The organism is Collinsella sp. SGI.178 (assembly GCF_050313495.1).
Taxonomy (GTDB): Bacteria; Actinomycetota; Coriobacteriia; order Coriobacteriales; family Coriobacteriaceae; genus Collinsella.
In genome coordinates, this window is the sequence record NZ_JBNPLM010000026.1 from 16,049 (window position 1) to 28,573 (window position 12,525).

At 59.4% G+C, this 12,525-nt stretch carries 11 protein-coding genes; 9 read left to right on the forward strand and 2 right to left on the reverse strand.

Annotation, left to right across the window (positions count from 1 at the left end; genetic code table 11):
- The first annotated feature begins 52 nt into the window (after window positions 1-52).
- The 6 genes from grcA3 (at window position 53) to yihA (ending at window position 5,510) form a co-directional block, all read left to right on the forward strand.
- Window positions 53-304, forward strand: a complete 252-nt coding sequence (gene grcA3, locus ACQRAQ_RS07535; RefSeq protein WP_055252439.1) for an autonomous glycyl radical cofactor GrcA3 — start codon at window positions 53-55, stop codon at window positions 302-304.
- A 550-nt stretch (window positions 305-854) separates the two neighbouring features.
- Entirely contained in the window at window positions 855-1,709 is an 855-nt protein-coding gene (locus ACQRAQ_RS07540) for a DegV family protein (protein WP_427794437.1), read from the forward strand.
- A gap of 186 nt (window positions 1,710-1,895) precedes the next feature.
- Window positions 1,896-2,714: a pyruvate formate-lyase-activating protein gene (gene pflA, locus ACQRAQ_RS07545; protein ID WP_427718181.1), complete on the forward strand. Its 819-nt coding sequence runs from the start codon at window positions 1,896-1,898 to the stop codon at window positions 2,712-2,714.
- Window positions 2,715-2,941: 227 nt separating this feature from the next.
- The gene (locus ACQRAQ_RS07550; protein WP_427794438.1) at window positions 2,942-4,060 is read left to right on the forward strand and encodes a serine hydrolase; all 1,119 of its coding nucleotides are present in this window, start codon (window positions 2,942-2,944) and stop codon (window positions 4,058-4,060) included.
- Window positions 4,061-4,139: 79 nt separating this feature from the next.
- Window positions 4,140-4,877, forward strand: coding sequence for a 5'-methylthioadenosine/S-adenosylhomocysteine nucleosidase (gene mtnN, locus ACQRAQ_RS07555; RefSeq protein ID WP_427794439.1), 738 nt, complete (start codon window positions 4,140-4,142; stop codon window positions 4,875-4,877).
- 42 nt (window positions 4,878-4,919) lie between these two features.
- On the forward strand, window positions 4,920-5,510 hold the full coding sequence (gene yihA / locus ACQRAQ_RS07560; protein ID WP_427728102.1) for a ribosome biogenesis GTP-binding protein YihA/YsxC: 591 nt from the start codon (window positions 4,920-4,922) through the stop codon (window positions 5,508-5,510).
- 236 nt (window positions 5,511-5,746) lie between these two features.
- Here the strand turns inward: yihA and thrB are convergent, their stop codons facing one another.
- Both thrB and thrC read right to left on the reverse strand, forming a co-directional pair.
- Window positions 5,747-6,628, reverse strand: coding sequence for a homoserine kinase (thrB, locus tag ACQRAQ_RS07565; protein ID WP_154514914.1), 882 nt, complete (start codon window positions 6,626-6,628; stop codon window positions 5,747-5,749).
- Between the two features lie 203 nt (window positions 6,629-6,831).
- Window positions 6,832-8,349: a threonine synthase gene (gene thrC / locus ACQRAQ_RS07570; RefSeq protein ID WP_427794440.1), complete on the reverse strand. Its 1,518-nt coding sequence runs from the start codon at window positions 8,347-8,349 to the stop codon at window positions 6,832-6,834.
- A gap of 103 nt (window positions 8,350-8,452) precedes the next feature.
- On the opposite strand from thrC, the gene ACQRAQ_RS07575 reads away from it, so the two are divergent.
- The 3 genes from ACQRAQ_RS07575 (at window position 8,453) to ACQRAQ_RS07585 (ending at window position 12,369) form a co-directional block, all read left to right on the forward strand.
- Complete coding sequence (locus ACQRAQ_RS07575) at window positions 8,453-9,841, forward strand: aspartate kinase (RefSeq protein ID WP_154514910.1); 1,389 nt, start codon at window positions 8,453-8,455, stop codon at window positions 9,839-9,841.
- Between the two features lie 220 nt (window positions 9,842-10,061).
- Window positions 10,062-11,087 carry an aspartate-semialdehyde dehydrogenase gene (locus ACQRAQ_RS07580; RefSeq protein ID WP_427794441.1) on the forward strand — a complete coding sequence of 342 codons (1,026 nt, stop codon included), beginning with the start codon at window positions 10,062-10,064 and terminating at the stop codon, window positions 11,085-11,087.
- A 703-nt stretch (window positions 11,088-11,790) separates the two neighbouring features.
- Window positions 11,791-12,369: a methylated-DNA--[protein]-cysteine S-methyltransferase gene (locus ACQRAQ_RS07585; protein WP_427794442.1), complete on the forward strand. Its 579-nt coding sequence runs from the start codon at window positions 11,791-11,793 to the stop codon at window positions 12,367-12,369.
- The last annotated feature ends 156 nt before the right edge of the window (window positions 12,370-12,525 follow it).

Here is a 12,525-nt window from a genome sequence, read left to right on the forward strand (position 1 = left end):
CTGATTAGTGCGCCGGTTTCGGCCGGCGCCTATCGATTGAAGGAGACACATTATGAAGGTTTCTGAAGTTTCCGAGACTCAGGCCGACAACCTGGTCCACATGCTCGACGCTTACGCCGAGAAGGGTGGCCACCACCTGAACATCAACGTCTTCAACCGTGAGACGCTGCTCGACGCTCAGGCTCACCCCGAGAAGTACCCGCAGCTGACCATCCGCGTTTCCGGCTATGCCGTGAACTTCCACACGCTCACCAAGGAGCAGCAGGACGAGGTCATTTCGCGTACCTTCCACAACAAGTTCTAAAGGGACTCAACTCCCACCGGAGACCCGGTAAGGCCTACGCACTTTGCCTCTCAAACGTCCTCGCCGCTTCGCGGCTGCGGAATGTTTGCGAGGCAAAGTGCTCCCGGCCTTGCCGGGTCTCCTGCGTTATCGCACTTTAGGGAACCACGCTAAATTAAATTGGTGTCCTCGGACATGCAAGAAGCCCTCGCTGCGCACTTCGTGCGGCGAGGGCTTCTTGCGTCCTGCGGAATGTTTTGGGAGGTAGCCCAAACAGCCCCGGCGGGGGTCCTTTGTAGTCACCCTTTAGGCGGAACTCTCCTAATGGGTTGAGCGTTCTGGATACTTACTTGCTACCGTTTATCGCGTATAGCTACCGTTTGCGGAGTAAGTAACACTTAGTAATAAACCGTGTAAAATCTCAGTTAAGAACGGAGTTTTCCAGGGAGACGCTGTCCTTTGTTTTGTGCAAAGGACGGCGTCTCCCTGGCGCTTGGAGGCCGTTCTGTAGCAGGACGGTGGACGTGCGTCACATATTAAAAAGTCAACGTCGAGATGGGTCGTGATAAGAATGGGCAAGTACGTAATCGTGGTTGAATCTGGTTCGGATGTGACGCCAGAGCTCTGCGAACGCTACGGCATCGTGCGTGTGCCCATGCATGTCACGATTGGTGACGAGACCGTCGAGGACGGCTCGATCGATCCGCTCGAGATCTATTCGCGCTGCAACGAGTTTGGCGTGATGCCCAAGACCAGCGGCTGCGCGCCGGCAGATTTCTCTCGCGTGTACGACCGCATTCACGCCGAGCAGCCCGACTCGACCATTTTGCATCTTGCGTATTCCGAGGCCACGACCTGTTCGCATCAGTCCTCGAAGATCGCGGCAGAGGGGCGCGACTACGTGTTCTCCATGGACACGCGTTTTGTCTCGGTGGGCCAGTCGCTTGTTGTCGTCGAGACCGCCAAATACATCGAGGCTCATCCCGATGCCACCGTCGACGAGATCTTTGCTTTTACGAACTCCGTTATGGACCGCGTGTTGCTGGGCTTTGTTCCTACCGACCTTGCCTTCCTTAAGGCGGGCGGTCGCTTGTCCAACGTCGCGTTCCTAGGCGCCCATCTGCTCAAGATTAAGCCCTGCATTGAGGTAACGGGCGGCAAGTTCGTGGCGACCAAGAAGTTCCGCGGCTCTATGCTCAAGTGCGCCCGCGCCTTTATTGACCACATGGTTGCGAAGGGCGAAATTGACTACTCGCACATTGGCCTGGCGTATTCGGTAGGCCTTTCCGAGGAGCTGCGCGACGACATGGAAGTCTATGCGCACGACCTGGGCTTTAAGGACGTTACCTGGACTCAGGTCGGCGGCGTCATCTCGAGCCATTGCGGCCCGACCGCCTTCGGCGCGGTGCTCACGCTCAAGGCGTAACGCCTGGCGTCTATCGATTTCTATTGCCTCGGCGGCGGGCGGGTTGCGACAACCTTCCCGCCGCTTTTGCATGGGGCCAAATAGGACAATCCAATTGACCGCTAAACCGTTTCGCCATCAAGCATATAGGCTAGAATGACTCTGGCATTTATGTAGCTAAAACCAATGAGAGGCAAGGTAGCGGGAATGGCTGAGATGAAGCTCGAGGGTATGGACGCTCGTCCTGAGGACTCCGCGTTTGCCCTGGGCCGCGTGCATTCGATCGAGACGATGGGAACGGTCGATGGACCCGGCATCCGCTTTGTGGTGTTTGTTCAGGGCTGCCCCATGCGCTGTGCGTATTGCCACAACCCCGATACCTGGTCGGTTAACGGCGGCACCATGGTGACCGTCGAGCACCTGATAGACGAGTTCCAGAGCAACCATGAGTTTTACCGCAGCGGTGGTATTACGGTATCCGGCGGCGAGCCGCTCCTGCAGCCTGAGTTCTTGGCCGACCTGTTCCGTGCAATGCACAACAACCCCGATGGTCGCGTACATACCTGCTTGGATAGTTGCGGCTATGCGTTCGACCCCGCGCATCCCGAGAAGTTCGATGCCGTACTCAACGAGACCGATATGGTGCTGCTCGACATTAAACACGCCGATCCCGTCGAGCATAAAAAGCTGACCGGTTGCGATCCTGCGCGCATCCTGGCGTTTGGCGATGAGCTGGCGCGTCGCAGGATCAAGGTCGTTATCCGTCACGTGGTAGTACCGGGCATTACCGACACGGCAGAGGAGTGCGAGGCACTCGGTCGTCTGATTGCCCCGTGGCATAACGTGGTGGGCCTGGAAATGCTGCCGTATCACACGATGGGCGTCGTCAAGTATGAGCAGCTGGGGATTCCCTATAAGCTCGAGGGCGTTCCGCAGATGGATACCGCGCGCATGCCCGAGCTGCGCAACGCCGTCATGACGGGCATGAAAAAGCGCCGCGCGGAACTCAAAAACGCCATCGGCTAGGGGTAGCTCATTTGGGGCCGGTAGGGTGGAGAAGTAGCTAAAAGAGCCCCGTCCTAAAAAGACTGCTCTCTGGGTTGCGGTGAGATGCGCAACAGAATCGTGCCATTTGGATAAATACGCTTGTGGTTTCTTTAAAGACACCTTAAACGCTTCTGAATATCTTTGGAAAGAAATGCCTGCTCGGTATTATGCTGCTCGTATATGAACGGGAGCAATCAGGAGACCACGTGCGAAACAACGCATCGCGGGACGAGCATGTGCCGCAGCATAGCAGCAGATATGAGACGAAGGGCACGTCTTCGCGTGGCCTTGCCGACGCTCGCATCCGCGTGACGAAGATTGCCGCCATTGGGATGCTAACGTTGGCGGTTATTATCCTCGGAATTACCGCTAAAACCTACGCGTCGGAGCGAATGGCACACTCAGATGCGTCAACGGTACAGACGCAAAACAAAAAGGTCTCTAAATCTAAAGCCACCGCAAGTCAAACCCTGTCGACAGCGAGCCTCAAGACGAGGCTTTCGAAGGCGGACTTTAACGATATTCCCTCAGGCGATACCGTGCAGACCTTCTCACTGGTTGATGACCAGATCCCCGTCCTTGAGGATGAGAGCCTCGCCGCGCTCCAAGATACCCTTGATCAGGCCCAGGAATTGGGCGACGTGGGTGTGGTGTTTTACGATCTGTCGAGCGGCAAGGGCGTGACGTATAACGCGGACGCCGAGGTGTACGGTGCGAGCAGCTACAAGGCGCTCTATGTACTCTACGTCTGCGAGTTACTGGTCGAGACAGGGCAAGTATCGCTCGATGATACTCTGGGCACCTATGGCGGCTACAGTATGGGCTGGCTGACGGTTCGCGACCTGATCGAGACCTCGGTCGTCAACTCGGATAACGACTCGTTTATCGCGTTGCGTGCAACGTTTGATCAAGATGGCTACGAGGATTGGATTGCCGCACTCGGCGTCGAAGACGAGGTCGCGCTCGATCCAATGAGCGATTTCCCAACCTACTGCCCGCGCACCTCGGCCAAGTTGTGGCGCGAGATGAGCGAGTATTTGAGCCGCGAGAGCGAGACGTCGCAATGGCTGTCGGGCCTTCTGGCCTCTACGACCCGGTCCTTTATCCGTGACGGCATTGCGGACGACCATGCCATGGTGCGTAACAAAGCCGGTTGGATCAGCGAGGCAGGTTGCAATGCGACGTGCGATGCTGGCCTCATCGATGTCGATGGCGACACCTACATTATGAGCATCATGTCATCGATGCCGTGGAGTGACCGTTCGAGTGAGGCCGTGGCCGCCATCGCCAAGGCACTCTACGATACCCGCGCTGCGCTGGCCTAACGGCTTCGTATTGCGCGGTTGAGTCAAAATGCTGGTACCATACCGTGGATAAACAGTTTTCACAGGTTTGGGGGATGGTATGCCTACCATCGCAATCATCGGTGCGCTCGAAAAAGAGGTTGCGCAGATTAAAGAAGAACTGTACGGTGCCCATGTGTCGCAAGAGGCAGGCTTGAGCGTTGTAAGCGGCGAGCTCAACGGTCTGTCAGTGGTCGCCACGACCGCTGGCATGGGAACCGTAAACGCCGCTGGTGCAACACAGCATCTCATCAGCAGATATGCTCCGCAGGCCGTTGTGTTTTCGGGCATTGCGGGTGGCTTAAACTCCAAACTCCATATCAATGACGTGGTTATTGGCAAGTGCCTGCGCTATCTGGATACCGACACGGCGCTCATCGCCGAGTCGGCGCCGGAGCTTGAGGAGTTTGCCTCGACACCGGCTTTGGTTGACATCGCCACCACCGTGCTTGCCGAACATGGGTTTATCGATGCTTACGCTTCTGATTCTGCTGCGGAGAAGGACCCTAAACAGTTCCTGGTTGGCACTATCGCTACAGGCGACCGCTTTGTAACGGGCGACGCCATGCGCACCGCCGCCATCGAGGCGACGCATGCCGATTGCGTTGAGATGGAAGGTGCTGCGATTGCCCATATTGCAGCCAAGAACGGTGTCGATTGTCTGGTGCTGCGTGCTATCAGCGATAATTGTGACGAGGCATATGACGCGTTTTGCGAGCGAGAGTTCGATTTGGACGAGTACGCCCGCACCGCGAGCGGCATTACACTCGATATCGTCCGCTGCATCGCCGCTGCGTAATCGTGCATCCCTATTGTAAGAACCTACGACCAAGGAGTATCCATGGCCGATTCCATTAACTACCAGCTTGCCAAGTTCGTCGCCAGCTACGGCAAGGTTTCGCAGATCCCCGAGTCCACCTGTCCCGAGGTGAGCTTTGTGGGCCGCTCCAATGTGGGCAAGTCGTCCATCATGAACAAGCTCTTTGGCCGCAAGAACCTGGTTAAGGTTTCGAGCACGCCGGGCAAGACGAGCAATATCAATTTCTTCGAGGCCGACGACGTGCACTTTGTGGACCTGCCGGGTTACGGTTTCGCCCGTCGTTCCAAGGCCGAGCGCGACCGCTGGGCCGATCTCATCGGCGACTTCTTCGACTCCGAGCGCAGCTTTAACCTGGTTGTGTCGCTGGTGGACATTCGCCATGACCCCAGCAAGCTCGACCATGACATGATCGACTACCTGCAGGGCAACGAGTTCAACTTTATCGTCTGCCTCACCAAGGCCGACAAACTCAGCCGCACCCAGCAGGCCCGCCAAGCGGCAGCCATCAAAAAGCAACTCAACGTCCCGGCCGAAAACGTAATCATCACAAGCTCCCAGACCGGCACCGGCATCGACGAGCTCAAGCGCCGCATTGCCGAGGCCTGCCTCTAGTAGGGGCCCCTATCAATAAAATGCAGAACATCAGCCCGGCGACTTTCCAGAGTGTAGGTCCCTGTAGCCGCCGCCGGCGAAGTTAACATAGGGGAGGCCAGGGGCTTTGCCCCCAAATCTTTCCGCAGGACGGCAGGACCCCCGCCGCACGAAGTGCGCAGCGGGGGTCCTGCCATGTCCGAGGACGATTTGGGGGCAAAGCCCCTGGCCTCCCCGGCGGGTATAAGGTACGGCGACTACAGGTATTCGATCTGGGCGCCTTCCGTGTCGCACGTTAGAATATGCGTCTCACACTTGGGGAACTGCTCACGCAGCTTGACCTGCAGGAATTTTGCCACGATGGTGTCGTCGGTCACAGCCATAAGGGTAGAGCCCGAACCGCTGATCCAGATGGTCTTGGCGCCGCCGTTAAGGCAGGTGTCGCGCACAGCGTTGTAGTCGGGAATCAGGCGACGACGATAGGGCTCCTGGATGCGGTCGTCATTGGCGGCGGCAATCAGGTCGAGGTCGCCGGCCTCCAGGCCTCGCGTCATGCCGGCGATACGGCCCATTTGCCATACGGCGGTGGAGAGCGGAATCTCCTGCGGCACGACCTTGCGCGCCTCGCTCGTGTGAACCTCGTAGGGCGGAATCACGGTAATAAAACGCAAGCGATCGCTCACCTCGTAGCGCAGGCACTGGGGGAGCGAATCGGTCGGCGTAAAGGAGCAGACGGCGCCGCCCAGGATGGCGGGAGCGACGTTATCGGGATGGCCCTCGACCTCGGTGGCAATGCGGACGAGCTCAGCGCGGTCGACGGTGTGGCCTGTCAGTGCGGCGGCGGCCATAATGCCAGCGACGACGCAAGTGGAGCTGGAACCCAGGCCGCGAGCGACGGGTACATCGGTTTGAATGTCGATGGCAACGGGAAAAGCCGGCTCGCCCCATGCGGCCAGCGCATCGACAAAGCTGACGTAGACCAGGTTGTTCTCGTTTTGGAACTCCTCGGGGCAGCCCGTGATGGTGAGCTTGTCAGCGCGCTCGAAGGTGAAGTGCGAGTAGAGGCTGACGGCCATGCCGAGGGTGTCGTAGCCGATGCCCAAGTTGGCGCTGGTTGCTGGGACGGTGATCTTGATCATGTGGGTCCTCCTGGCGTGCCTGGCTGTTTAGTTCGCTGCTCGGGCAGTCCTGCGCAAGACGGAAAGCACATTAAGTGCTTTCCTTTGCGTGCGGAGCTCGCGACGAACTAAACAGCCAGGCACGCTGTGCGCGTTCGTCATCATCCCGGGGGTTATCTGATAAAAGAAGGTGCGCCGGCTTTCGCCGGCGCTTAATAAGGGTTTTAGTTGGTAGCCATCTTTTTTGCTGCAGACTCGACGTAGCTTGCCATCTCATCGACGTCACAGACGTCTTCGAAGCGGACGGGTTTGGACTCGAGCTCGGCGAGCTGTGCCGGTGCGGACGTATTGGTGGCCTGCTCGAGCACGCGCATGGCCTCAAAGTCGTCCTCGGGAACGTTGAGACCCAGAGCATCGCAGCAGGCACGCGGGAACTTGTAGGGGCTGGCGGTCGAAAGCAGCACACGGGCCTTGGCCCCCTCGGCGGGAGCGACCTTTTCAAAGACGTGATAGCCGCAAGCGGTGTGCGGGTCGATCACGTAGCCGTTCGCATCCCAGCAGCTCTTGATGGCAGCGCGCACCTCGTCCTCGCTGGCCCAGCCGCAGCCAAAGATGCTCTGAATCTTTGCCAGCAGGTCGGCGGGAACCTCATAGTGACCAGTCTTTGCCAGCTGCTCCATAAGGCCGGCAACAAGCTCGCAGTCGCCATCGGACAGGAAGTAGAGCATGCGTTCCAGGTTGGAGCTGATGAGGATGTCCATCGACGGCGAGATGGTCGTGAAGAACGGACGGTTGCGGTCGTAGACGCCGGTGGTCAGGAAGTCAGCCAGCACGTTGTTCTTGTCGCTCGCGACGACGAGCTTGGCGACGGGCAAACCCATGCGCTTGGCATAGTAGCCGGCCAGGATATCGCCAAAGTTGCCGGTCGGTACGCAGAACTCCACGGCGTCGCCGGCCTCGATGGCGCCGGCGCGCAACAGCTGCGCATAGGCGGCAAAGTAGTAGACGACCTGCGGCACCAGACGGCCGACGTTGATGGAGTTGGCACTCGAAAGCACCGTTCCGGCGGCCTCCAAGCGCTCGGCAAGCTCCTTATCGGCAAAGATGCGCTTGACGGCACTCTGGGCATCGTCGAAGTTGCCGCGAATGCCGCAGACGGCGACGTTATCGCCTTCCTGTGTGGACATCTGCAGATTCTGCACGCGGCTGACTTTGCCTTCGGGATAAAAGACGGTGATGCCCGTGCCCGGAGCGTCGGCAAAACCGGCGAGTGCGGCCTTGCCGGTGTCGCCCGACGTGGCGGTGACGATCATGATGCGCTCGGCGCCGCCGTCCTTGGCGGAAGTGCGGGCCATGAGGCGGGGGAGCATCTGCAGGGCGACGTCCTTAAAGGCACTCGTGGGGCCGCCAAAGAGCTCCATCACATAGGTCTGAGGGGCGTCAGCGCCCGGCGCAGCGTCGAGTTTGACGAGCGGCGTAACCTCTTCACTCGCGAACGTGCCGCGATATGCCTCATTCACACAGGCCGAAATTTCTTCGCCCGTGTAATCATTCAGTAACATTCCCAACACATCTTGAGCGATTTCAAAGTACGATTTATCTGCAAGCGAGCTGATATCGACCTGCTGGGTGCCGAGCTCGTCCGAGACAAACAAACCCCCGTCGGGAGCGATGCCGGTGCGGATTGCCACCTTACTTGAGCACGATAAAGTGCGTCCTCGTGTACTATGATAAGTTCCCATATAACACTGCTCCTCGGATGCCTTGGTCCCAATCGGTGAAACCATGGTATCAGAGCGTGCAAAATAGGTTTGCAGAGGCTTTTAGAAAGGTAACCTCCAGCCCATGATTAAGATTGCCAAGTTTGGCGGCTCGTCGGTCGCCGACGCCGAACACTTTAAGAAGATCAAGGCCATCGTCGATGCCGACCCGGCCCGCCGTTTTGTGGTGGTTTCCGCCTGCGGTCGCCGCTTTAAGGGCGACACCAAGGTGACCGACCTGCTCTACCTGGTTAACGCGCACGTTAAGTATCACGTGTCGTGTGAGGAGCTGCTCGAGGACATTGGCCAGCGCTATTTTGATATCGCTGACGAGCTGGAGCTCACCTATCCTATCCGTGAGGAGTTCGCGGCCTTTGCCGAGCGCGCCCGCTCGGGCGGCTACTCCACCGAGGAGCTTGTGAGCCGCGGCGAGTACTTCACCGCTCGCCTGATGGCCGAGTACCTGGGCCTGCCGTTCCTGGACGCCGCGACGGTTGTGGCGTTCCATCACGACGGTACGCTCAGCATGAACCGCACCTCCGAGCTGGTGCAGGAGTACGGTCAGCAGGGCGGCTTTGTTATGCCCGGTTTCTACGGCGCGACGCGTGAGGGCCAGATTAAGCTGCTCGATCGTGGCGGCGGCGATATCTCGGGCTCGATCCTGGCCAAGTGTCTGGACGCCGACCTTTACGAGAACTGGACCGACGTCTCGGGCTTCTACTCTGCCGATCCGCGTATTGTTCCCGAGGCTCAGCCCATTGCGCGCGTTACCTACGAGGAGCTGCGCGAGCTTTCGTACATGGGCGCAAGCGTCCTGCACGAGGAGGCCGTGTTCCCCGTGCGCGAGGCGGGTATTCCGCTGGTCATCAAGAACACCAATGCGCCGCAGGACCCCGGCACCATCATTAGCGAGACGGCTGATGAGGGCGAGGCGGAGCCCATCATTACCGGCGTGACCGGCAAGCGCGGTTTTGTCGCCATCAACGTGGCCCGCGATCGCACCAAGCCCCGCGTCGGCTTTATGCGCCGTGCACTTTCGGTCTTCGAGCGCTATGACGTTTCCGTCGAGCACATGCCCACCGGCGTCGACCGCTTTGGCGCCGTGGTGCAGGAGCAGGATGTGCACGATTCGCTGTACTCGCTCGTGGGCGACATCCAGCAGGAGGTTGAGCCGCTCGAGATTGAGGTTGTCGAGGGCCTGGCGCTCATCGCGACCGTCGGTCGTAACCTGCGCGGCCGCGCAGGTATTTCCGGCCACCTGTTTGGCATGCTCGGCCAGGCTGGCGTGAGCGTGCGCATGATTTCGCAGAGCTGCGACGAGATCAACATCATTATCGGTGTCGAGGATAAGGACTTCGACCTGGCGATTCAGACCATTTACCGTGCCTTCTCCGACGAGAACGGCATTGTGAAGGTCTCCGATCTGGAGGCTCCTGCACCGATTGAACCCGCCCTGGCTGCCCTCCACAAATAGCGACCATCCCGGTAGATTTTTGGGATATGTCTAGAAATCTACCTTTTGGCGCACGAGTGGGTTTTGAGGCATGCTCCAAAAAATCTAGCGCGGGGCGTTTCGTTTCGGTTTCGTTTCGACGGGGTGGGTTTCGTGTCCGCCCCGTTCTTGTATACACTGTGCAAGAATATCCTGCCTGCTTGGCGTGCGGGCAAAAGCCACAACCTTCAAAGGGGGAAGCATGAAACAGTACACGGTTGCTATTTTGGGCGCGACGGGGGCCGTGGGCACCCAGATGCTCGAGTGCCTCAACGAGCAGGAGTTTCCGGTTGGCAAGCTCAAGCTGCTGGCGAGCGCGCGCTCTGCGGGCAAGACCGTCGAGTTCCGCGGCGAGCAGGTTGTTATTGAGGAGGCTTGCCCCGAGGCCTTTGAGGGCTGCGACATCGTACTCGGCGCTGCCGGCGACGATATCGCCAAGGAGCTGCTGCCCGAGGCCGTCAAGCGTGGCGCCGTCGTGGTCGACAACAGCCACGCCTTCCGTATGGATCCCGAGGTGCCGCTCGTCGTGCCCGAGATCAATGCCGACGACATCAAGTGGCATCACGGCCTTATCGCTAACCCTAACTGCGCAACCATCATCGGACTGGTTCCCACCTGGCCGCTGCACAAGCTTGCCGGCGTGAAGCGCATGATCGTCTCGACGTACCAGGCGGCTTCGGGCGCTGGTGCTCCCGGTATGGCCGAGCTCGAGGCCCAGCTGGCCGCCCTGGGTCGTGGCGAGGAGATTCCCGAGCCGCGCGCATTTGCCGCCCAGTTGGCGAGCAACCTGATTCCGCAGATTGGCGGCGTCAAGGAGGAGGGCTTTACCTCCGAGGAGATGAAGTTGCAAAACGAGGGTCGCAAGATTATGCACCTGCCCGAGCTGCGCGTGAACTGCACCTGTGTGCGCGTGCCTGTGCTGCGCTCGCACTCCGAGAGCATTACGCTTGAGTTTGAGCGCGACATTACGGTCGAGGAGGCCCGTGCTGCGCTGGCTTCTGCCCCGGGTGTCAAGCTGGTCGACGACCTGGGTGCCGAGGATGCGCACGACCGATTCCCCATGCCGATGGACACCTCCGACCAGGACCTGATTTGGGTCGGTCGCGTGCGCCGCGACATCTCGAGCCCCGAGGCCGCGCGTGGCATCACCTTCTGGTGCTGTGGCGACCAAATCCGTAAGGGCGCGGCAACCAACGCCGTCCAGATCGCCAAACTGCTCTGCGAGTAGCGGTGGAACTGTCCGGCGGTGGCCGGGCTCAGCTTTCAGCCTTCAGAACGTCCTCGACCATGTGCGGCGCCTTGTCCTGCTCCTTCGGAGCCGCGGACAAGGCGCCGCACTGGTCTGCGGAGTGTTCTGAAAGCTGAGCCCGGCCCCGCCTGCAGTGACTCGGCTGCGAGCGGCCTGCGATGGGTCCGTTGTTGGTTAGGGCCGCTGGACTGATGTGAGGGCACGTGGCCGTTGCGGGCCCTGGTCCTGGCGGCGGCCTCGGCGCTTTGCGCCTGCCGCCTTTGGGGACTGCGGGGCCGTGACGGCAGCTGCGGCGCTTCGCGCCTGCTGCCTGAGGTGACTTTGGGGTTGGGGTGAATTGAAGTTGAATACTTTTCCCGAGAAGTGAACGACCTATTTTGGACCCCCGAAGCATTGGCATATTTTGACCGCTATTTCCTGCGGCTTTGCTGCGCGAATCCTGCGGTTTTGTAATCAAAAAGTGTGGATGCTCCGGGGCCTCGTTTTTACTCGTTCACTTCTCGGGAAAAGTATTAGAGCTCAGCTGGCATGGGTACTGCCCTGGCGTCGAAGCCCCGCGTCTTCTCCGCTTGATTGGGGAAAGCGGCCTCGCTTAAGCAATTGCGTTCCTGCCCAGACGTATCTGCGGAGTTGTCTACACAATTCGCGGTATTATAGTGCGGAGTTTTGAAAGGAGCCGCTGGTGGTCACGACGACGTTTGCTTCGCCTTTGGGCGAAATCCTGCTTGCCGCTGATGGCCGCGGTCTGACGGGGCTTTGGTTTGAGGGGCAGGAGCACTTTGGCTCCACGCTTCTCCGGGAAGACTCCGAACATGTTGAAGGGGCCGATGCGGTTTCCGGTGCTGGTGGCATGTCGTCGGCGAGTCCGGCTCATGGTGCGGCTTCTTCGGTGCTTGAGCGTTCGTGGGCTTGGCTGAATGCTTATTTTGCAGGGCAGGAGCCTCTGTATACGCCGCCGTTGCATATGATCGGTACGGCGTTTCAGCGTGAAGTTTGGTTTGAGCTGCTTTCTATTCCGCGTGGCGAGGTCGCCACGTATGGCGAGATTGCGGCTCGTGTCGCCGCCCGCCATCGGGTGCCGGGGAACGAGGACCCCGTTGTGTCTCCTCGTGCGGTGGGAGCTGCGGTCGCTCGCAACCCTATTTCGATTATCGTGCCGTGCCATCGCGTGGTTGCCGCCGACGGCTCGCTTAACGGATATGCCGGCGGGCTCGATCGCAAGGAGTGGCTGCTTCGGCTTGAGGGCGCGTACGAGGAATAACGTTCGAGCGCTTTGCATAGCCAAGATGCCGTGAAAGAACGGGACATGCTTTCCGAATGGAGACTCAGACGGAAACCACGTCCCGGAATTCCGTTTTAAAGCGGGATGCGCTTTCCGAATGGCGTCCCAAGCGGAAACCGTGTCCCGGAATACAGC